Annotated in this window: 19 protein-coding genes; 10 read left to right on the forward strand and 9 right to left on the reverse strand. The window is 51.0% G+C overall.

Annotated elements, in window-relative coordinates; genetic code table 11:
- Positions 1-3: 3 nt before the first annotated feature.
- Genes BM185_RS03215 through BM185_RS03225 form a run of 3 tightly spaced genes read right to left on the reverse strand, consistent with a single transcriptional unit; the run spans position 4 to position 4401 of the window.
- Complete coding sequence (locus BM185_RS03215; protein WP_091959168.1) at positions 4-282, reverse strand: hypothetical protein; 279 nt, start codon at positions 280-282, stop codon at positions 4-6.
- A complete protein-coding gene (locus BM185_RS03220; RefSeq protein WP_091959170.1) occupies positions 279-3887 on the reverse strand; it encodes an AsmA family protein in 3609 nt (1202 codons plus the stop codon). The genes BM185_RS03215 and BM185_RS03220 overlap by 4 nt, the downstream gene beginning before the upstream one ends.
- A gap of 22 nt (positions 3888-3909) precedes the next feature.
- On the reverse strand, positions 3910-4401 hold the full coding sequence (locus BM185_RS03225) for a hypothetical protein (RefSeq protein WP_143089473.1): 492 nt from the start codon (positions 4399-4401) through the stop codon (positions 3910-3912).
- A gap of 141 nt (positions 4402-4542) precedes the next feature.
- Here BM185_RS03225 and BM185_RS03230 point away from each other — a divergent pair, with 141 nt between their 5' ends.
- The 4 genes from BM185_RS03230 (at position 4543) to BM185_RS03245 (ending at position 7463) form a co-directional block, all read left to right on the forward strand.
- Positions 4543-4917, forward strand: coding sequence for a hypothetical protein (locus tag BM185_RS03230; protein ID WP_091959176.1), 375 nt, complete (start codon positions 4543-4545; stop codon positions 4915-4917).
- A gap of 71 nt (positions 4918-4988) precedes the next feature.
- Positions 4989-6116: a zinc-binding dehydrogenase gene (locus BM185_RS03235; RefSeq protein ID WP_091959899.1), complete on the forward strand. Its 1128-nt coding sequence runs from the start codon at positions 4989-4991 to the stop codon at positions 6114-6116.
- Positions 6117-6125: 9 nt separating this feature from the next.
- Positions 6126-7169: a proline racemase family protein gene (locus BM185_RS03240; RefSeq protein ID WP_091959178.1), complete on the forward strand. Its 1044-nt coding sequence runs from the start codon at positions 6126-6128 to the stop codon at positions 7167-7169.
- A gap of 69 nt (positions 7170-7238) precedes the next feature.
- On the forward strand, positions 7239-7463 hold the full coding sequence (locus tag BM185_RS03245; RefSeq protein WP_091959181.1) for an addiction module protein: 225 nt from the start codon (positions 7239-7241) through the stop codon (positions 7461-7463).
- A 27-nt stretch (positions 7464-7490) separates the two neighbouring features.
- On the opposite strand, the gene BM185_RS14645 is transcribed toward BM185_RS03245, so the two are convergent.
- The gene (locus BM185_RS14645; protein WP_177203455.1) at positions 7491-7646 is read right to left on the reverse strand and encodes a hypothetical protein; all 156 of its coding nucleotides are present in this window, start codon (positions 7644-7646) and stop codon (positions 7491-7493) included.
- Between the two features lie 6 nt (positions 7647-7652).
- Complete coding sequence (gene ppsR / locus BM185_RS03250; RefSeq protein ID WP_091959185.1) at positions 7653-8483, reverse strand: posphoenolpyruvate synthetase regulatory kinase/phosphorylase PpsR; 831 nt, start codon at positions 8481-8483, stop codon at positions 7653-7655.
- A gap of 130 nt (positions 8484-8613) precedes the next feature.
- Here ppsR and ppsA point away from each other — a divergent pair, with 130 nt between their 5' ends.
- From ppsA to BM185_RS03270, 4 genes are all read left to right on the forward strand, one after another.
- Entirely contained in the window at positions 8614-11013 is a 2400-nt protein-coding gene (ppsA, locus tag BM185_RS03255; RefSeq protein ID WP_281247323.1) for a phosphoenolpyruvate synthase, read from the forward strand.
- Between the two features lie 157 nt (positions 11014-11170).
- Complete coding sequence (gene rraA, locus BM185_RS03260) at positions 11171-11659, forward strand: ribonuclease E activity regulator RraA (RefSeq protein WP_091959187.1); 489 nt, start codon at positions 11171-11173, stop codon at positions 11657-11659.
- A gap of 29 nt (positions 11660-11688) precedes the next feature.
- A complete protein-coding gene (gene ggt, locus BM185_RS03265) occupies positions 11689-13491 on the forward strand; it encodes a gamma-glutamyltransferase (RefSeq protein ID WP_091959190.1) in 1803 nt (600 codons plus the stop codon).
- 1 nt (position 13492) lies between these two features.
- Positions 13493-14095, forward strand: coding sequence for a Maf family protein (locus BM185_RS03270; protein WP_091959193.1), 603 nt, complete (start codon positions 13493-13495; stop codon positions 14093-14095).
- On the opposite strand, the gene BM185_RS03275 is transcribed toward BM185_RS03270, so the two are convergent.
- Positions 14080-15276, reverse strand: a complete 1197-nt coding sequence (locus tag BM185_RS03275) for an alpha-hydroxy acid oxidase (RefSeq protein ID WP_091959196.1) — start codon at positions 15274-15276, stop codon at positions 14080-14082. The genes BM185_RS03270 and BM185_RS03275 overlap by 16 nt on opposite strands.
- Before the next feature lie 94 nt (positions 15277-15370).
- Between BM185_RS03275 and BM185_RS03280 the strand changes: the two genes are divergently transcribed.
- Together BM185_RS03280 and BM185_RS03285 are read left to right on the forward strand one after the other, a co-directional pair.
- Positions 15371-15574: a tautomerase family protein gene (locus tag BM185_RS03280; RefSeq protein WP_091959199.1), complete on the forward strand. Its 204-nt coding sequence runs from the start codon at positions 15371-15373 to the stop codon at positions 15572-15574.
- Entirely contained in the window at positions 15574-16152 is a 579-nt protein-coding gene (locus BM185_RS03285; protein ID WP_091959202.1) for an IMPACT family protein, read from the forward strand. Before BM185_RS03280 ends, BM185_RS03285 begins: the two co-directional genes overlap by 1 nt.
- Here the strand turns inward: BM185_RS03285 and BM185_RS03290 are convergent.
- The 3 genes from BM185_RS03290 to BM185_RS03300 all read right to left on the reverse strand — a co-directional run bounded on the left by BM185_RS03290 (position 16147) and on the right by BM185_RS03300 (position 20221).
- Entirely contained in the window at positions 16147-18555 is a 2409-nt protein-coding gene (locus tag BM185_RS03290; RefSeq protein WP_091959205.1) for an EAL domain-containing protein, read from the reverse strand. The genes BM185_RS03285 and BM185_RS03290 overlap by 6 nt on opposite strands.
- A gap of 62 nt (positions 18556-18617) precedes the next feature.
- Complete coding sequence (locus BM185_RS03295) at positions 18618-19685, reverse strand: DUF3080 family protein (RefSeq protein ID WP_091959208.1); 1068 nt, start codon at positions 19683-19685, stop codon at positions 18618-18620.
- Positions 19682-20221, reverse strand: coding sequence for a glutathione peroxidase (locus tag BM185_RS03300; protein WP_091959211.1), 540 nt, complete (start codon positions 20219-20221; stop codon positions 19682-19684). Before BM185_RS03300 ends, BM185_RS03295 begins: the two co-directional genes overlap by 4 nt.
- Between the last annotated feature and the right edge of the window lie 9 nt (positions 20222-20230).

Below are 20230 nucleotides of genomic sequence, written 5' to 3' on the forward strand. Positions count from 1 at the left end.
CCCTCAAGGCTGTTTCTGCTCAGAAACATACTCATCATTTAAAACCTGGAAGGCGGCTTCCTCTTCAAGGCGTTCATCCAAACCACTGAAAGCCTGGGGGCCAGAATGAATATCTGAGCGCAGGCGTTGCTCCAATTCAGGCCAGTCACCGGCGGCATCGGCTTCCATCACAGTATGCCGATCGACCAGATAAACATCTGGAACCAGAGAGCTCAGCAGGTTGGCACAGCCGGTCAGGCCAAGGCTGGTCAACAAAAGCAGGACTAAGGCAAGGGCTTTCATGGTGCAGACTCCAGAGGTAGCAATTCAGGTAACAGCAAGGCTTCTTCAGCAAAACGTTCAATCAAGGGCGTTAAGGGCAGGTTGCGCACTCGAATCGGATCACGGAACAGCGACAGGCTTAGGGTCAGATCCATTAAACCATTTTGCATTTCAACGCGGACCCAGCGGGGATGGGCAGCTCTGAGGCCAGACCGGGCGGTAGCCAACTGGGGATCACGATGGTCAGGATCAATAATATCCAGCAGTTGCAGTAGCTGGGTCCGGTTGATATCGGTTAAATCAATTCGCCCTTCAGCCAGCCGTTGGGAAAAATCAAATTCAAAGGCCGTACGTGCATTGACCGGAGAATAGGCGGTAGCCGCCAGGGTTTCCGGTAAGAGTTCACGCAAATCCAGGCGGCTGACCCGGCTTAAAAGGCCTAAACGCCAACCGGCTGGGTTAACATCCAGATAAAACTGACCGGCAACCTCACCACCCAAAGCCTGAAGGCTGAAATCCTGTAAGCGAATCAGGTTCTGTTGAATGGAAAAGGTTGCTTCCAGAGGGCCTAAAGCCAAGTCTTCAGCGGCCAGGCGCTCCAGGCTGAAATCCTGACGGCCATCCAGCCAGGGCTCGACACGATTGAAATCAACCCGCTGGAAGGCATCGGGTTCCAGAAGGTAGCTAAACCTCAGGCGTTCAAAATCAACCAAATCTAGTTCCTGCTGAATGCTTATTTGGCCATCCAGCTGCTCAATACTGGCTTCAGGAAGGCTTAGACTCAGCTGTTCGAACTGAGCCAAAGCATTCAGGGATAACTGGCTTAGATCGACCAGACTGATCGACCAGGGAATCAACAGGCTTCCCGACCCCTGCATGGGGCCAGTGATAGCCGAGAAGAGATTATCCCTTAAGCGCAACTGGGTTTGGCCCTCAGCCAGCAGACGTTCGCCACTAAAGTCACTTTCTGCGCTTAGGGTTTGTTCCAGCCAAGCATCACCCAGAGTTAGTAGCAGGGAGTGTACAAAAACCTGTTCACTGGCTAAATCCACTTCAGTCGAGGCCAGCATTACCAGGGGGAACAGCAGCTCAGCCACTTCCAAAGGCTCTTGATCAGTTAGCAGCAGAGCCAGGCGATCAGCTTGAGTATTCAAGGCCACTTCAGTGGTTAGCTGTTCTCCAAGGAGTTGCAGTCCCAACTGTAAATCAAATGCCAGGGCTTCAAGCAGTAGTTGATCAGGAAGGCTGAGTTGTTGCTGGTCCAGTTTAAGCTGAAGGTTCAGCTGTTCAGGTTCTAACCCTGAATCACTTTGGACAGCCAAGAGTAAGTTTATACCGTTAACTTCCATGCCTTCTGGCAAAAGGGCTCCGGGTAGTAAGAGCCTGACATCCAGATTTGCTGCTTCGGTTGACCAAGCCAAGCGCTGTTCAACTTCCAAAGCATCCAGTAAACGGATTTCAGCACCAGCAGGCGGCTCTGGCTGATTCAAACGGCTGGTTAGTAAAGCAGTAACATCCAAGGCATCTAGGCGCTCAGGGTCCAACTCTTCCAAACGAGCATAGGGATGGGCTATTTGTAGATCCAGCCCTTGCTGCCAGTGGATGGGCCCGAAAGCCTTGAGTTCAGCGACTTCCTCGATGAATTGCTGCCATTCGGGCAGCAGCTGAACATCAAGCTGGCCTTGAAGCTGTGCCAAGCGTGGCAGGTTATCTAGGTTGAACTGCCAGTTCACCAGTCTGTTTTGATCCAGGTTGATTAGACCCTCTGTCACTAGCCTTTCCAGTGCTGTATCAGCCTGTACATTCAAGTTGAAGGCGAAGGGCAGGGGCTGCAACAAAGGCGGATGCAGGATTTCACTGTGTAAATTCAGCCGAACTTGATGCTGCTCAGCATCCAGGTCTGAGAAGATTTCCAGCTCAGTAACCAGGGGCTGGATTAAATGCAGATCACCCGAGGGCGTGGATTCCTGGCTGAGTGTTAATTGCAGATCCTGGTGTAGTTGTCCCCAAGGCAGGGCTTCTAAATCGGCTTGGAATAAATCAGCCTGATCATGTTGCCAGCGGGTTTGGCCTTGCAGTTTGAGTGCCAGAGCACCCAGAACTTCCAGTTCCTGGGCTTCGGCCAGGTATTCTTTTAGCGCCAGAGGAATTGAAAGCTGTAACTGTTGATTCATTTCCAGCTGTTCTGGCCGGTTAAAGACTTCAATATCCAGATCAAGCAGCTGTAATTGGTCCAGGTTTAGATTGGAAGTGAGTCTGGCCTGGCTAAGGTCTTGACTCAGCTGAATTTGCAGCTGGGGGTGCAGATTGAGGGGATTAAGGAGTGGCTCGGCTTCCAGCTCTAAAAGATCCAGGCTGACACCTAGCAAAAAATCGCCCTGGTTGGCTGAAGTGTCCAGCTTTTCACCATAACTCCCTGCCTGGAAGGTTAACAGCAGACTTTGCAGGCTAAGTGTTTCTCCCTCGGCAGTCAGTTGCAAGTCTTTAACACCCTGTTGACTGGCCATTTCCAGTTGTAGATTTTCCAGATTGGGATTCAGCAGGTCCAGATGACCCAAGGCTTCCAGGCGTAGCCCTTGATGAAGCTGGGTATTGAGGACGATTTCAGGGGTTTGCAGGCTAAGGTGACCCGTTTTTAGCTGGCTGGTCAACAAAAGTTCGCTGGTCAGCGGCCAGTCGCCATCCAGCATCAGGCTCAAATGGCCGGCGTCTTCAAGCTTGAACTGGTATTCGGGCCAATTGGCAGTAAGCTGCACGTCATCTGACTGAAGTTGGAGATCTAAATCCTGAAGCTGAACATCCAGTGCCAAGGGGTTGAGTTCTAACGACCAGGGACTGTTGCGTTCCAGCTGCCAGCCAAGATTGGCTTGAATTTGCGGTAAAACACTCAGCTGCAGGCTTTCTTCGGCCTGTTGATCCACCTGCAAAGGGGCCAGGGATAGAAGCTGTCCCTGAAGCTGCCCTTTTAATTCATTTTGCGTCCACTGGAGTTGAGTATCCAGATCCACTTGTCCCTGCCAAGCTATTTTCAGCTGTTCAGCCGGAATTTGGATTTGCAGGTCGGCCTTAATGCCTTCTAATAACAAGCGATGCAGATGAATAGCCAGTGGCGGTTCATCCAAGAGTTCCAAAATTGGTGCCAACTGTTCTTCAGGGCTGGGTGGTGGTTCAGTTGGGGGCACAGGCGGGGGTAAATCAACCAGCAGGCAACCGCGGACATCCAGGTTGCGCACAGCCAGCAAATCTACCTGCAATTCACCACTCAACAGAGGCCAGGGACGAAATTGCAGGTCCACTTCATCCAGTGTTAGTTCCAGGTCTTCACAAAAATCAGCCTGAGGTTCCAAGTTGCGGACTGCAATACCGGTAACCTGCACCTGCCCCAGTAAATCCAGCTTGAGGCTGGCTAAATCCACCTGAAACCCCGTTTCTTCGGCGATTATCGGTTGAATACGTGGCCAGATTTGGGAATGCAGCAAAGGCGAGCGCAACACCCAATAGGTGATTATTGCCAATAACAGAGGAAGAAATAAAAAGAAAATCAATAAGCCCAGCAACCAACGCCGTTTACGACGATTGGCTGGTGAACGCTTTTCTGGTTGGTTCGGAGGAGTGCCCTCAGTCATCACAAAAATCCTTTAAGGGCGGTTAGGGGTTGGCACCGTTTTCAATCCAGAGTTCAAGATCAGCCAGTAATCCCGGTACATTATCAATCGCATTATTTGGCTGATGGAAACTATAAGTTCCTTCGCAGTTTGTATTGCCTTCTGCCCACTTCCATGAGACTGCAGCTAAAAGTGCTGATTTATTAGGCGTGCTTTCTGTGATCCAAGGAAAACTTGTAGTGCTGCAATCTTGAGTTGTATTCCAGCCAGGGTAACTATCAATTGATGCCCCTAGTAAATTATTTCTAAACTTTGCCGGAGTGGAAAGATCAGGGCCATTTGATGCTCCGGTCCCCCCCCCGGCTGGTGAGTGACAGTCTGCACAGGCTTTAATTCGATCATAGCTCCAGACTTTATCAAGAGTTCCAGCTTCTGGCGTAGACCCTGAATCATCATCCCCACAACCCGCGAGCAGGAGTAAACCCAGCAGGGGCAGTAACCAGAGACTGAAGCGAAGCGGGCGTTGGTTAGGCATGGTCTGCATCCTTTAGCAATCCTTTGGGGTTGAGGTGTTTTCAGAAAGTATATCAGCAGTTTTTTAGACCTGGCAGTTTTTTGGCTGCTATTGCTAGACTGAAGAGATAGTTTCGCTCAGTCATTTCATTAGGAGCTTTGCATGCAGCTAATTCTTACCTTTACTCTGGCTTTTTTGGTGATCGTGGCCTTGTCGCTCGGGTTGCTCCATCTCGGGCGAGGCAGCCTGCGCCAAAAGCCGGAAAAACTGCTGCATTTGATACGTCAGGCCCGGTCAGGCCAATTGAATGAATCTTCCTGGACCTGGGGACTGTCCCAGCCTTTTTATCATGCCCCTGAAGTTGATGAAATACGTGAACAATTGTTGGAGCTGGAAAACAAATACTGGGCCGGCAAAAGGCGTATGGATCATCATAAACAGGATTTTCTGCTCAATGAAGAAGGCTTGGAAGAACTGAAGCGAATTGAATTTCGTTTGGAAAAAATCCTTGAAAAACGAGCTTCTAGAGGCCAGTAACAATAAAAGCCACTAGCAAAGAAGGAGGTTTACAAGTGACAGCGAGCAAGTCTACTGCTTATCCAGCCCGCATGGCTGCCATGCTTTTAACAGGGCATGGAGGAACGGACCAGTTAGTGTATAAAACCGATGTTCCTGTGCCTGAACTCGGCCCGGGCGAGGTGCTGGTTAAGGTAACAGCGACTGCGAAAAACAATACGGATCGCAAAGCTCGTGAAGGGCTCTACCCTACCAAAGACAAGGGGGAGGTCACCTCGTTTCAGATGGGTGGTTCAGCCACGCTGACTTTCCCGCGTATTCAAGGCGCGGACATTGCAGGCCACGTTGTAGCCGTTGGCGAGGGCGTCAGCGAGGCTCGTATTGGTCAACGGGGATTGCTGGATTTCAATCTTTATGCCGACCAGCGCCGGGATATTAATTTAACACCCGATTATTACGGACATGGCGCGGATGGTGGTTTTGCTGAATATGTGGCCCTGCCTTCTGACCAATTTTATGAAGTCCAGAACCCAGAGCTGGCTGATGCTGAATTGGCGGCTATGGGCATGTGTTCCTACCAGACCGCTTTGCATATGCTGCGTGTGGCTGGCGTCCAGGCAGGTGAGCGTGTTTTGGTCACGGGTGCCAGTGGTGGTGTAGGGACAGCGCTGATTCAATTGTGCCGGATTATTGGTGCGATTCCTTATGCCTTGAGTCAGCAGGATAAGGCTGAAGCGCTGCTTAAATTAGGTGCAGAAGCCGTACTGGATCGCAACAAGATGGATGATTTTACGGGTCAGATTAAACAGCTTACCGGCAATAAGCCGATAGATGCGGTGATGGATCTGGTCGGTGGAGAAATGACGGACCTGTTTATCGATAGCATGATTTTTGATATGAAGGCACGCACCACCTACCCCCGCCTGAGCATTGCTGGGGCCAGTGGTGGCAATTTAAGCGAAATCATGTGGACCCGAATTTATTTATACCAGGTGCAGATCTTTGGGGTTTCTCATGGCACTCGTGAAGAGGCCGAACAGCTCATTGACTGGATTAGAGGCGGGCAGCTCAAGCCGGTTCTGCATGCTACTTTTAAGCTTTCTGAACTCCACCAGGCCGAAGACTACTTTGTACAAAGGGGAAGTAATTACCTGGGTAAAATTGTGATCGTCCCTGACAGCGAATGGGAAACCCATGGAAAGCCCTTTTCTTTAAACTAGGAGGTAATCATGGCCAAGGAAATCGCCTTTCAGATGATGGATACCCATGCCGGTGGGGATGTCAGCCGAATTGTCACGGGTGGTATTGATCCTTTGCCCGGTAAAACGGTTCGCGCTCAGATGGAATATCTGCGTGATGATGCCGATGGCCTGCGCCGCCTGCTATTGGAAGAACCCTATGGTATTCCGGAAATGTCGGTGGATTTGATTGTACCGGCCACCGACCCACAAGCCGAATGGGGTTATATCATCATGGAAGTGATGGGTTATCCGATTTATTCCGGCTCCAACACTATTTGCACAGCTACAGCCCTGTTGGAAGCTGGTTTGATTCCCAAACGTGAAGGGGTCCAACGCTTCAAACTGGAAGCTCCGGCGGGTTTGGTGCAAATTGAAGCTCGTATCAAAAATGGGGTCGTGGAAGCGATTACCTGTGAGGGCCTGCCCAGCTATATCCATACTCACAGAGCAAAAATTAATGTGCCAACCCTAGGGGAAGTCACCTATAGCGTGGCCTACAGTGGGGGTTTCTATGCCTTGGTCGATGCCCGTGAGCTGGGCTTTTCACTGGACAAGTCCGAAGAAAAACGTCTGGCCCGCTGTGCCTACTCAATCGTCGAGGCGATTCAGGCCTCGCGGGGCTTTTCCCACTACACCCTGGGCGATGTCGGCCCCTTACCGTTTTTGCATTTTATGGGACCAGAAGAAAAGGTCGCAGAAGGCTTCTATCGTTCCCGTTCAGCAACCTATGTCCATCCTGGCGTGATTTGCCGCAGTACCACAGGCACCGGCACCTCAGCTCGCATGGCTCTGATGCAATACGAAGGCCGTTTGAACCCTGGTGATCGCCTGGAAACTGTCTCTCTACGGGAAACCGGCTTTATTGGCACCTTCACCGGCCTGGGCAAGGAGGAGGGCCATGCTGTCGTGGAAAACACCATCACCGGCAAAGGCTACGTCCTTGCCCGATCCGATATCGTCATCAACTGCAATGACCCCATGACCCGCTGTGAAGGACTCTTGCCGATACTGACCAGCAGCCATCCGGAGTGAGGCTCTGGGTTATTGGTTGGAGGGGTGCTATTGTATTTAAATTGTTGTAATTAGCATTGAGGGCAGCTTATGGATGTCAGTGAGTTGATACGTGAGGTCGAATTGCTCCCGGTAGAGGAGCGGGCGAAAGTAGCTGAGTCGGTTCTTCAAAGCCTGAATCCTCCTGAGCCAGAAATAGACCAGCAGTGGGCTGCCGTTGCCAGGCAGCGCCTGGAAGAAGTTCGTTCAGGTAGCGTTCAAACCTTGCCTGGTGAAGAGGTCTTTGCAAGGATCTGGAAAAGCCTTGAAAAATGACTTTTCGATTTCACCCAGCTGATTTCCTCATTGTTGCTGTGATGAACCTGCATCGTTCGCCTGACTATTGGAAAAAAAGGCTATAGCTTTTAGCTCCACTTTCAGCATCAAGCCGGTACTTAAAGCTTGAAACCACTTGATATCAATTTCTTTAACTGCCTCAACTGCCTCGAAAAAAAGCATAAACCCTCACCTCGGCGAAAAACGTCTTTCGATTCCAGCCTGTGACAGGATACGGGTGGAGATTTCTTCAATTGAGTGATGGGTGGAGTCGATGAAGTCGATGCGGTGGCGGCGGTAGAGGTTTTCCACTTCTTCCACTTCACGTATACATTGTTTCAAGGAGGAATATTTGCTGTCAGGACGGCGTTCATTTCGGATGGAGGCAAGCCGCTCGGGGTCGATGGTCAAACCAAAAATTTTGTGTCGGTAGGGTCTTAAGGCTTTGGGGAGTTCGCTGTCGAGCAGGTCATCTTCCGTGATGGGGTAGTTGGCAGCACGCACACCAAACTGCAGGGCCATGTAAATGCAGGTGGGGGTTTTACCACAGCGGGAAACACCCACCAGAATTAAGTCAGCCTGATCATAGTGGTGGGTTCGGGCACCATCATCGTTGTCCAGAGCATAGTGAACTGAGTCGATACGGGCTTTGTAGGTATCTTCCTTTTCTTTGGTCAGAGCGTGGGTTTTACCTACCGAATAGCTGGAATGGGCACCCAGTTCTTCTTCCAAAGGTGCTAGGAAGGTGGAGAAGACATCCATGGTCATGGCATTGCTAAGACTGATGATGCTGCGGATACTCTGGTCAACGATAGTGTCGATCAACAGTGGGCGGCTGCCATCTTTTTCAGCGGTTTGGTTAATTAGCTGTACCAGTTTGTGGGCTTTTTCAGCATTATTGATGTAGGGCTGAGTAATGAGTTCAAACTGGATGCCTTCAAACTGTGCAAGTAGACTGCGACCTAAAGCTTCGGCCGTGATCCCTGTTCCGTCAGAAATGAAAAAGACAGTGCGCTTCATGCAGCCCCCTAAAATCGTGTATTATCTGTGGAAAATTAACTGGCTAGGTTTTTTTACCCGAAAGCGGTCATTTTGCCTGCTTTGTCAGGGTAAAGCCATCGGCTGATCAGAGTTTAACGGGAGGCCTGTCTTGAGCAAGACTGCAGCGGGTGAAAACAACGAGCATATTCTTTGGTTTGATCATCTGGGTATGAATGACGTTGAAAGGGTTGGCGGTAAGAACGCATCCCTGGGTGAGATGATCAGTAATTTAGCTTCAGTTGGTGTACAGGTGCCCGGTGGTTTTGCGACCACTGCTGAGGCCTACCGCGAGTTTTTGAAGCATGGTGGTCTGGCTGATCGTATCAATCAGGCCCTTAATGAGCTGGATGTTGATGATGTTCGAGCTCTTGCTACCACGGGTGCTCAAATTCGTCAGTGGATTATAGATACACCCTTTCCCGAAGCGCTTGAAAAAGCCCTGGCTGAAGCCTATCAGCACCTCGAAAAACAGCATCCTCAATTAAAAGTTGCTGTGCGCTCTTCAGCAACGGCGGAAGACCTGCCGGATGCTTCTTTCGCTGGCCAGCAGGAAACCTTCCTGAATATCGAAGGCTTTGCTCAGGTCAAGCAGGCCGTGCATGAAGTCTTTGCCTCTCTGTTTAATGATCGAGCGATTTCCTATCGCGTTCACCAGGGTTTTGATCATTCCCTGGTTGCTCTCTCAGCGGGCATTCAGAAGATGGTGCGCTCGGAAACCGGTGCCGCCGGGGTGATGTTTACCCTGGATACTGAATCCGGCTTTCGGGATGCGGTTTTTGTGACCAGTGCCTACGGTCTGGGTGAAACCGTGGTTCAAGGCTCGGTCAACCCGGATGAGTTCTATGTTCATAAGCCGACTCTGGAAGCAGGGCGTCCGGCAATTTTGCGTCGTAACCTGGGCAGCAAGTTAATTAAGATGGTCTACGGTGAAGAATCCTCGGCGGGTAAATCAGTTAAGACCGTCGAAGTCGCCCCAGAAGATCGTCAGCGCTTCTCTTTGAATGATGATGAAATCATGAACTTGGCACGTCAGGCGATGATTATCGAGAAGCACTACCAGCGCCCTATGGATATTGAATGGGCTAAAGATGGTGATGATGGTCAGTTGTATATCGTTCAGGCCCGCCCAGAAACGGTGAAAAGCCGTGACGGCAACAATGTCATGGAACGTTTTCTGCTCAAAGAACAGGGCGAAGTGTTGATTGAAGGCCGTGCCATTGGCCAGCGTATTGGTGCGGGCAAGGTCCGTATCGTGACCGGCCCTCATGAAATGGACAAGGTGGAAGCCGGTGATATTCTGGTCACCGACATGACCGATCCTGACTGGGAACCGGTCATGAAAAAGGCCTCAGCCATCGTCACCAATCGTGGTGGGCGTACCTGTCACGCGGCGATCATTGCCCGTGAACTGGGGATTCCTGCCGTGGTTGGCTGTGGTGATGCCACTGAAGAGCTGGAAGATGGTACTGAAGTCACTGTTTCCTGCGCCGAAGGCGATACCGGCTTTGTTTATGCCGGTATTCTGGATTATGAACTGCTGACCAACAGCATTGATGCCATGCCAGAGCTGCCTTTCAAGATCATGATGAACGTCGGCAACCCGGACCGAGCCTTTGGTTTTGCGGCTCTGCCCAATGCGGGTGTCGGCCTGGCCCGCCTGGAATTCATCATCAACCGGATGATCGGGGTTCACCCCAAGGCGCTGCTGGAATTCGACAGCCTGCCCAGTGATCTACAAAAAAGCATTAATAGCCGAATTGCCGGTTATGCTGGACCCGTCGACTTTTACGTCGAAAAACTGGTGGAAGGGATTGCCAGTCTTGCGGCAGCCTTCTGGCCGAAACGTGTCATCGTGCGCCTGTCCGACTTTAAATCCAACGAATATGAAAACCTGATCGGTGGCAAGCAGTACGAGCCCGCCGAAGAAAACCCCATGCTGGGTTTCCGCGGGGCTTCGCGCTACATTTCCGAGAAGTTTCAGGATTGTTTTGAGCTGGAATGCCGAGCACTGAAAAAAGTCCGTGATGTCATGGGCTTGAACAATGTCGAAATCATGGTGCCCTTTGTGCGTACACCTGGCGAAGCTAAAGGGGTTTCCGACCTCTTGGCAGCTAATGGCCTGGTACGCGGTGAAAACGGCCTGAAACTGATCATGATGTGCGAACTGCCCGCCAATGCGTTGCTGGCTGAAGAGTTCCTGGAGTACTTTGATGGCTTCTCCATCGGCTCCAACGACCTGACCCAGCTTACCCTGGGGCTGGATAGAGACTCCGGCATCGTTGCGCACCTGTTTGATGAACGCAACCCTGCCGTTAAACGCCTGCTATCCATGGCGATTGAAGCCTGCAAGAAGCAGGGCAAATACGTTGGCATCTGCGGTCAGGGGCCTTCTGACCATCCCGACCTGGCACGCTGGTTGATGGAGCAGGGCATCGATTCAGTTTCCTTGAATCCGGATGCCGTTTTGGATACCTGGTTTAGCCTGGCCAATGAGACACCTGAGAGCTAAAGAAATAGACTAGACGCCGGAGCTTGCTTGTCAGGACGCGTGAATACATCCCTGTAAGCTCTGACTGCAACGTCCTGTTGCAGACAGCCTGACAAGCAACACCGGCATCCAGCCTGATCAGCCTTCAACTTAAAGCAAGTGATAACAAGGAGCTAGCATGCAATACGTAACCCCTGATCTCTGTGACGCCTATCCTGACTTGATCGACGTGGTTGAACCCATGTTTATGAACCTGGGTGGCCGTGATTCCTTTGGTGGTGAAATTGTTACCATCAAGTGTTTTGAAGACAACTCGCTGGTTAAAGAAGAAGTCGACAAGCCGGGTAAAGGCAAGGTGATGGTGGTCGATGCCGGTGGTTCTTTCCGCTGTGCCATGCTGGGTGACATGCTGGCTGAGAAGGCCGTCAAAAATGGCTGGGAAGGCGTGATCATGTACGGCTGTATTCGTGACGTTGATATCATTAATCAGCTGGATATCGGTGTTCAGGCGTTGGGTACCCATCCCAAAAAATCTGAGAAAAAGGGTGTAGGTGAGTATCAGGTGCCTGTTTCCTTCGGTGGTGTGACCTTTGTTACCGGCGATTATGTCTATGCCGATAATAATGGGATTATCGTCTCTCCCGAACCCTTAAAAATGCCTGAATAACGGTTCCACACGGTAAAGCTGTCTTGATAATGACTAGAAAAACACCCCTGGCCCTGGCTTTTGCAGCACTGCTGATCGGTTGTGCTGGCTTGTCTGAAGATGTTTCCAGTCCTGATCCCGTTGAGCTACAACAACCGGAAATGGCGACAGGTCTTCAGGAGCGCGAGGGCTGGGTGCATGAAAACTATGCCGTTGCTGCTGCGAATCCCTTGGCTGCTGAAGCAGGCAAGCAAATTCTGGAGCAGGGTGGCAGTGCGGTTGATGCAGCTATTGCTGTGCAGCTGGTCCTGGGTTTGGTTGAACCCCAGTCCAGTGGCATAGGGGGCGGTGGTTTTCTATTGAGTTGGGATGGCGAGCATTTGATTGCCTGGGATGGCCGGGAAACTGCTCCAGCCGGAGCTACGCCTGATCTTTTTTTGGATGCTGAAGGCCGCCCCATGAATTTTATGGAAGCCGTAGCCAGCGGCGGGGCAGTAGGTGTGCCTGGTCTGTTGGCTATGCTTGAAGCTGCGCATAAGGAACAGGGTGAGCTACCCTGGGAGCAGCTTTTTGAACCTGCAATTCAGCTGGCAGAAGAAGGTTTTCCAGTCAGTTCACGGCTGCATCAAATGCTGGCAGCAGACCCTTTGCTGCATTCTAACCCCGCCGCACGTGGTTTTTACTTTACCCAAGAAGGTGAAGCCTTACCGGAAGGGCATCTGTTAACCAATCCAGCCTTGGCAGCTATCTATCGGCAGCTCGCTCAGGAAGGCTCAGAAGCCTTTTACACCGGCGCTCTAGCTGAAAACCTACTGGAAAATATTACCCGTACCGAGCATCTACCCAGTAGTATGACGCTTGAGGACCTGGCGGGCTATCAGCCGATCGCTCGTGAAGCCTTGTGTGCGAGTTGGTTGGAGCAGTTGGTCTGCGGTTTTCCACCACCTTCATCCGGGCAGCTGGCAGTAATGCAGATTCTCGGTATTCTGGAAGTTCTCAATAAACCCGAGACAGCCAACCAGGAAAATTTTTATTCGCCTGAGGGTCTGCATTTGTATATTGAGGCCTCACGTCTGGCCTTTGCAGACCGCGCCAAATACCTTGCCGATCCTGATTTTGTGGAAGCCCCAGGCGGTGACTGGTCCAGTCTTTTACAACCTGATTATCTGAAATCCAGAGCCCGCGAGATAGCTCCCGTCGCTCGGGATGAAGTCAGGGCCGGGTTTCCAGGCAACCTTATCAGCAACCTGGCCCCGCAGCCTGAACAGCCTGAGTATGGGACCAGCCATATCAGTATTATCGATAGCCAGGGCCGGGGTTTGGCCATGACCACTTCTGTTGAACAGGCTTTTGGTAGCCGAATTCTGGTTGATGGTGGCACCGGATTAGCTGGTGGCTATCTGCTGAATAATCAACTGACTGACTTTTCCTTTCGGCCTGAAGATGATGCAGGTCGACCTATCGCTAACCGTGTCGAACCAGGCAAGCGTCCACGTTCGAGTATGAGCCCAACACTGGTCTTTAACCCTCACTCTGAAGAACTGGTTGCCAGCCTGGGTTCACCCGGTGGTGCAGCGATTATTCATTACACGGCCAAAACCCTTCTGGGTATGCTGCAATGGCAACTCTCGCCTCAGGATGCTATCCAACTACCCAATATTGCTGCCTTTGATTCCAGAACCCTCTTGGAAAAAGGCCGCTTTGATGACTATCTGCTGGTCAGCCTTGAAGCCAGGGGTCAAAAAGTGGAAGAAAGAGAGTTGACCAGTGGTATTCAAGGGCTCTTGGTAACCCCTCAAGGTATTTTGGGCGGGGCTGATCCCCGTCGGGAAGGTTGGGTTGCAGGTGACTAGCATGGATTGGAAACCCTTGTCTAAAATGTTGCTGGCTTCGGCTTCACCACGCAGACGTGAACTTCTCCACCAGCTACTACCTAGCCTTCAATTGGAAGTGCGTCCTGCTGATATTGATGAAAGTCAGGTCGGTAAAGAAGCAGGAGAAGAGCTAGTACTGCGCCTGGCAATCGCCAAAGCCCACCGCGTAGCTAGTGAGCTTCCAGCCACTTTAGCTCAGTATCCGCTTTTGGCAGCCGATACTGAAGTGGTCTTGGATGGCCGCCCCTTGGGTAAACCTGAAGATGCAGAGGGCGCGGTAAACCTGCTGCAACGTCTTTCGGGACGTGCCCATGAAGTTAAAACAGCCCTGGCTCTCGTTCAGGGTGCCACTTGGTTAACCGCCGTGGTGACCACCCAGGTTGTATTTCGTCATCTGGATGACGAAGAAATTCGCGCCTATGTCGCTACAGGTGAATCCGGTGACAAGGCCGGGGGTTATGCGATCCAGGGGCGGGGAGCTGCTCTTGTGGAGCGTATAGAAGGCAGTTACACCAATGTTGTGGGCCTGCCCCTGGAAAAGCTAAGTCAACTGCTGCGTGAGCTGGGTTACAAGGTTTTTTGATACTGAACTCTGGTCGTCGGCATCAGGTAGCTTTTATTCAATTGCTCCAATTGGGTGCAGCCCAGCAAACCGAGCGTTCTATCCATTTCCGAAGTCAGTATCTCCAAAGCACGTTTAGCACCCTTGCGGCCACCTGCCGCCAGTCCATAAAGGGTTGCTCGGCCACTGGTTACCAAATCAGCACCCAAGCAAAGTGCCTTGATAACATCACTGCCTCGTCTGAGCCCGCCATCTACAGCGACAAAAAAATCTTCGCCTACTGCTTGGCGAATTTCCGGTAAGACATCTATTGGGCTGGGAACCGAGTCTAGCTGACGTCCACCATGATTGGACAGGAAGATGCCATCAACGCCCAGTTCCTTGGCGAGAAGCGCATCTTCGCTGGCTAGAATGCCTTTGATGAGTAGTTTTCCGGGCCAGAGATCTCTTAACCATTGGATATCCTGCCAGTTCAAAGAAGGATCGATTTCCTGGGTCAGGAAGGTGGCCGCATTCTTGGCGCTGGCTTTCTCAGGAGGCAGAAAGTCACCCAGATTACAAAATTTAGGCATGCCATGAGGAATCAAAATATCCCAAATCCAACCGGGTCGTGTTGCCAAATGGGCTAGATTGCGGGCATTCAGCTTCATAGGTGCCCGGTAGTTGCGTTTATCCCACTCACGATTACCAATAATCGAGGTGTCCGTGGTAATCACCAGAGCTTCGCATCCTGCTTTTCTGGCGCGCTCAATAATACCTTTCAGGTTGTCTCTGTTCTTGAACAAATAGAGGTGCATCCAGTGGCGCACACCGGTTTCCGCAATCAGCTCCAAAGGCAGGGTCGAAACCATGCTTTGAATGAAAGGAATATCCGCATCCCGGGCAGCCAATGCAAGCTTGAGATCCCCTTGATGACTCAAAAGCCCGTTAAAGCCAGTCGGTGCTATCGCCAGGGGTAGGCTGGAAGAATGCTCAAAGATTTTGGTTCTCAGGCTGCGGCGGGTGATATCCACGAGGGTGCGGGGCCGAAACTCTATGGCTTGGAAGGCTTCACGATTACGCCTTAGAGTAAGTTCGTCATCGGCTCCTCCCTCCAGGTATTCCATGCAAAAATTGGGTAAGCGCTTTGCTGCTCTGGCGGCTAAATCCTCAATATTCTGAGCCTTGGCCAGATCACGACCGGTATAGGGGTAGCGTAACAAGATGCAGCTTCCTTCTGTGAGAGGGACAAAGATTTGATAAATATGCGACAATCATAACGCTTTAACTTTCAATACAAAACTACTGGACCTGCTTATGCCTTACGTGAATATCAAGGTGACTCGTGAAGGAGTCAGCCAAGAACAGAAAAAGCAATTGATTGAAGGTGCAACCCAACTTTTGGTGGATGTTCTGGGTAAAAACCCATCGACCACTGTTGTGGTCATCGATGAGGTGGAAATGGAAAACTGGGGCGTCGGTGGCATCCCGGTCGATGAAAGGCGCAAACAGGGGCTTTGATGACCAAAACACTGGCCGGTGCCCTACACAGTGAAGTAATCATCAAGAAATCCCGCTTTCTGGGCTGTATAGAACCTATTGACAGCCATCAAGCTGGTAAGCAGCGCCTAGCTGAGCTTAAAGCCCAGCATCCTGAAGCGCGCCACCTTTGCTTTTGCATGCTGGTTGAAGGCCAGGTGCTTCAATCTGATGATGGTGAGCCTTCGGGGACCGCTGCATTACCCATGTTGCGGGTGCTTCAGCATAAGCAGCTGGATAGAGTGTTGGCGACAGTTGTGCGCTATTTTGGCGGTACCAAGCTGGGCGCAGGTGGCTTGGTCAGGGCTTATAGCCAGGCGATTAGTGAACCGCTGAATAGCGCTGATCTTATTGAAGTGAAAACCCTGAGCGAACTCTGCTTGCAGTTGGATTATGAATTTGAATCCCAATTACGCCACCAGGCTGAAGAACGGGCACTGACGCTGGAGGTTGATTATCAGCAGCAGATTATTGCCAAGCTGACAGGCGAAGCAGAGGACCTGGAACTTTGCAGGGTCGCCTTGCAGGAAGCCTCTTCGGGGCGCATCCAGGTTTTATAGGTTGTTGATCCAGGCTTCACCGGGTTGAGGCTTGGAAAAGTAATAGCCCTGATAAAGAATCTTGGCTTTGGATGCCAAAAACTCCAACTGCTCCTGGGTTTCCACCCCCTCGGCAACCACCTGCAACTGCATTTTTTCCGCAACGGCCAGAATCGTTTCTACCAGCGCTGCGCTGTCTGGGTCCGTGGAAACATCCTGCACAAAGCTTTTATCAATTTTGATCTCATGAATGGGCAGGTGTTTGAGGTAGGAAAGCGAAGAATAGCCAGTACCAAAATCATCAATTGAAAATTTAAGACCAAAACGGCGAAGCTCTCGCATTTTCTCTACAACTTCATCGATATTATCAATAATCAGGCTTTCTGTGATTTCCAGAGTCAAGTATTTTGGATTGATTTCTGCAGCATATACCTGATCTTTCAACCAATCGACAAAATTCTTTTGGTGGAAGTGTCGGGCACTGATATTGATGGACATCTCAAAATCCAGTCCGCGTTTTCTAGCCACCTGAATGAGTCTTAAGGCCTCAGTAACAACCCAGCAGCCTATTTCAACAACCAGGTTCGACTCTTCAGCGACTGGAATAAAGAGGCCCGGACTCAGTAGTCCTTTTTGAGGATGTTCCCAGCGCACCAGGGCTTCGGCTGCTTTAAGCTGACCTTCTGAGGTTACCTGGGGTTGTAGATGCAAGCAGAGTTCATGATTGCGTATTGCCTGGGACAGGGTTTTTTCAATTTCAAAATGCTCAATAGCCTGCTCGCCCATAGGGGTTTCAAAAAAGACAAAGCAGCCACCCCCCTGACGCCTGGCCATATCCAGAGCCGTATTAACCCGACGCACAACAGCTTCCGTTGAGTCCTGAGGGCTGTCGGGGAAATAACTGCTGGCCATGCGTGCGGATAGGTTTAGCGCCTCGCCTTCAAGCTCCAGGGGCTGGCTAAAGCGTTCTTTCAGTCGCTCAGCAACCTGTTCGCCCAGTTTCCATTCCTGGTGGCTACTTAACTTACGATCAAAGGCCAGCAAAACCGCAAATTCATCCGCATTTAAACGGGCAACCTGCTGGCTGGCTGTTGCCGGCAACACTAGCGCTTTCGTGGTTTGCTGTAGTTCTTCAGCCACTGCCTTGAGCAGTTGGTCACCAAAGTTGTTGCCTCGGGCCAGGTTAAGTACCTTAAAGCGATCAAGGTTGATAAATACCAGCAGATTACTGGTGTGCTTCATCTGACTGTGGTTTTGCTGGAAGATTTTATCCAACTGTTCATGCAGGAAGGCACGATTGGACAAACCCGTAAGAGTGTCAAAATAAGCCAGATGGTTGACGCGTTTTGCCATAGCACTAATTTCAGTATAGGAGCGTGCCAAGCGCCGATTGATGTACAGGAGGTAGAGGCTACCAATCAATAAAACGCTGGCTACTACCGTCAAAAGAGTTAAAGCCAGATTCCGCCAGTGTTCCCAGATATCAGCCAGGCTCAACTGCACTTCTTGATCATAGGGCGGCAAACGCAAGGCACGAGCAAGGTCTTCAACAGGTGCATAGTCGGCAGGAATGGAAAAACCCTGAACCTGTGCTGCCTCGGCTACGGGTGATGTATTGGAAAGCAGTAGCAGGGCACCAGCAATTTTGCGAGAAATGGATGAGTCCACTCGCGCAAGGGCGATAAAAGGCCATTCAGGATAGAGGCGCGTCGAAATCAGGAGAGGAAAATGTTGAACCCTGTCTGAGTTGATGATTCTTAGCTGGTCCAGGTCAATGGCATTTTCAGCAGCCATGGCTTCGAGAATTCCGGTACGTACAAAGCCCACATCGGCACGGCCATCCAGCACAGCCTGAACGGCCTGATCATGGGGCATGCCCGTCAGGAATAGATTATTGAGATCCTGAGGGATTTTGATATTTTCCTGAAGCAATTCATACGCCTGAGCTTGATAGCCACCCAAAGAATCAGTTGCTACGGCCGCCAGGTTTTTGCCGGATACATCACTCAGTTGATGGATATCGGAAGTTGCCAGGGTGAAGATGACACCCCCAAAGCCAGTCAGGGCATGGCCTTGGTCTTCGACCATCAGGGTTGCCAGAGCCCCTGATAACTCTTGATGGTAGCGAATATGAATATAGTGGCTGGGATTGGTCAGTACAAAGTCCAATTCTCCTTGAGTAACCAGTTGATCCAGCTCCAGATAGTTGGCTGCTATCAACTCTATCTCATGGTCAGGCAGGGCTTCGGACAGATACTCCGCCAAGGGTTGCCAGCGTTCTTGAGTGATTTCTACAGGCCGGGGTGAAAGAACGCCCAGGCGCAGCGTTTCAGCAACCAGGTTGAGACTGAAAAAGCTGACAAAGACAAAGAGCTGCAATAGGGGGTGCCGATTTTCCATTTTATGGTTATAGACCTTGGACATTAACCTTCCATTATTGAGGGTTATTGCATCCAGCCTAACTTAATTGCACCCGGAGTCAAGATTCAATCAGCTAGACCAGGCTGCAGACCGCACTGTTGCAGTAACTTTTCCCAGTAACCGGCATGTTGACGATTGAGTTCCTGAAAGCGACGCCAGGGAGTTTCCGGATTGTCTGGGTTAATCCAGGTTTCACGATATTCCTGAATGGCAGATGGAGCCAGTGGAGAGTCCAGGAGTTGATTGATGGCTGGAAGCCAGATCTGGGCTTTGCGTTCCAGGCGTGCAAACCAGGGTTGAACATCGGCAATATACACATTTAAAAGCACATTCTGGCTGATTTGGGCACGGGGTAGCTCAGGAGTAGGGCGTGGGCACAAGAGGGTACCTTCAAGCCTTTGCCGAAGCTGATGATTGACGGCCTGTAAATAGCGATTGGCATCAGTAAAAGCCCGTAAAAGCTGGCCGACAACCGCCTGATCACGAAACACTCTTAGTTCCCGCTCAAAATCCTGATAACGGCTGGGTCGTTGCTGGTTTTCGAGCAGTCGTGCGGTTTCAAGAAGGTATTCAAGCTGCGTCTGTTGTTCACTGAGGGGCAGGTGGCGATCAGGGCTTAAACCTTCGCCACTGAGACTAAACAGCCCGGCCATTTCATCACTGCTGACCAGAAAATTCCAAAAGACTGCCGGAAGACGCCGATAAACTTGTTGAGTCAGCCTTTCCAGCTCTTCCAGAGTTTCAGCTTCAACTTGAGTACTGGGGTTTTCAACGCAGCTTTGTAGAGTGGAAGCTAAGCGCAGTTCATACAAAAAGCGCTGGGATGGAATCATCACCCGCCCGAGCTGATTATTGCGCTCAGCAACACGCGTGAGTAAATCAGGGCAAGCTCTTAGGCCATAGGCTTCAAGGAGTCCCAGGCGTATTCCCTGCAACGGAACTTCACGCTGTGATGCACTGGGCCAGTTAGGCAGAGTAGGGCGGGCTTCAGGTTGAATGGCATCAATTTCAAGTGCACGGGTCACTCGGGTTAAGTAATCATCCAAGAGCTGCTGGGTTGAAGATCCTGAGCAGCCTGCCAGTAACAGCACGCTGGAACTGATCAACACCACCAGCAGCCAAGCCCTGCTCATAGCAATTTTTCTAGCGCTTCCTGCATAGCTTGAGATTCAGGACGGGTACGGCTACCAAAGCTGGTAACCAGCTCACCGTCACGATTAACCAGGTATTTGTAGAAATTCCACCGTGGCAAGCCTGCGCCCTGGTTGCTAAGTTCGGAAAAGACCGGATTTAAATCACCACGAGCCACGGCTGTGGGGCTCAGCATGGTGAAGGTGACCCCATAATTGATAAAGCAGACTTCAGCTGTTTTGGCCTCGTCACTGGCTTCCTGACGAAAGTCATTAGAGGGAAAGCCCAGCACGACCAGGCCTTGGTCTTGATAGCGTTGATGAAGCTTCTCCAGGCCTTCAAATTGACCTGTATAGCCACAGTGGCTGGCTGTATTCACAATTAATAAGGGTTTGCCGGCAAATTCGCAGAGATCCACACTCTCGCCTGAATGTAGCTTGGGTTGGGTGGAACTCAAAATGGCCGGGCAGGTCTTGGTTTCGGCTGCCAAAAGGGGACTAGTCACCATCAGAGCCAGTAACAGGATTAAAACAGGCATGGGGATATC

Source organism: Marinospirillum celere (genome assembly GCF_900112235.1).
Lineage (GTDB): Bacteria > Pseudomonadota > Gammaproteobacteria > Pseudomonadales > Halomonadaceae > Marinospirillum > Marinospirillum celere.

What these genes read in the sequence shown, in the direction of transcription:
- BM185_RS03215 (WP_091959168.1), bottom strand. Translation starts at nt 282, where the DNA reads ATGAAAGCCCTTGCCTTAGTCCTGCTTTTGTTGACCAGCCTTGGCCTG.
- BM185_RS03220 (WP_091959170.1), bottom strand. Translation starts at nt 3,887, where the DNA reads ATGACTGAGGGCACTCCTCCGAACCAACCAGAAAAGCGTTCACCAGCC.
- BM185_RS03225 (WP_143089473.1), bottom strand. Translation starts at nt 4,401, where the DNA reads ATGCCTAACCAACGCCCGCTTCGCTTCAGTCTCTGGTTACTGCCCCTG.
- BM185_RS03230 (WP_091959176.1), top strand. Translation starts at nt 4,543, where the DNA reads ATGCAGCTAATTCTTACCTTTACTCTGGCTTTTTTGGTGATCGTGGCC.
- BM185_RS03235 (WP_091959899.1), top strand. Translation starts at nt 4,989, where the DNA reads ATGGCTGCCATGCTTTTAACAGGGCATGGAGGAACGGACCAGTTAGTG.
- BM185_RS03240 (WP_091959178.1), top strand. Translation starts at nt 6,126, where the DNA reads ATGGCCAAGGAAATCGCCTTTCAGATGATGGATACCCATGCCGGTGGG.
- BM185_RS03245 (WP_091959181.1), top strand. Translation starts at nt 7,239, where the DNA reads ATGGATGTCAGTGAGTTGATACGTGAGGTCGAATTGCTCCCGGTAGAG.
- BM185_RS14645 (WP_177203455.1), bottom strand. Translation starts at nt 7,646, where the DNA reads ATGCTTTTTTTCGAGGCAGTTGAGGCAGTTAAAGAAATTGATATCAAG.
- ppsR (WP_091959185.1), bottom strand. Translation starts at nt 8,483, where the DNA reads ATGAAGCGCACTGTCTTTTTCATTTCTGACGGAACAGGGATCACGGCC.
- rraA (WP_091959187.1), top strand. Translation starts at nt 11,171, where the DNA reads ATGCAATACGTAACCCCTGATCTCTGTGACGCCTATCCTGACTTGATC.
- ggt (WP_091959190.1), top strand. Translation starts at nt 11,689, where the DNA reads ATGACTAGAAAAACACCCCTGGCCCTGGCTTTTGCAGCACTGCTGATC.
- BM185_RS03270 (WP_091959193.1), top strand. Translation starts at nt 13,493, where the DNA reads ATGGATTGGAAACCCTTGTCTAAAATGTTGCTGGCTTCGGCTTCACCA.
- BM185_RS03280 (WP_091959199.1), top strand. Translation starts at nt 15,371, where the DNA reads ATGCCTTACGTGAATATCAAGGTGACTCGTGAAGGAGTCAGCCAAGAA.
- BM185_RS03285 (WP_091959202.1), top strand. Translation starts at nt 15,574, where the DNA reads ATGACCAAAACACTGGCCGGTGCCCTACACAGTGAAGTAATCATCAAG.
- BM185_RS03290 (WP_091959205.1), bottom strand. Translation starts at nt 18,555, where the DNA reads ATGTCCAAGGTCTATAACCATAAAATGGAAAATCGGCACCCCCTATTG.
- BM185_RS03295 (WP_091959208.1), bottom strand. Translation starts at nt 19,685, where the DNA reads ATGAGCAGGGCTTGGCTGCTGGTGGTGTTGATCAGTTCCAGCGTGCTG.
- BM185_RS03300 (WP_091959211.1), bottom strand. Translation starts at nt 20,221, where the DNA reads ATGCCTGTTTTAATCCTGTTACTGGCTCTGATGGTGACTAGTCCCCTT.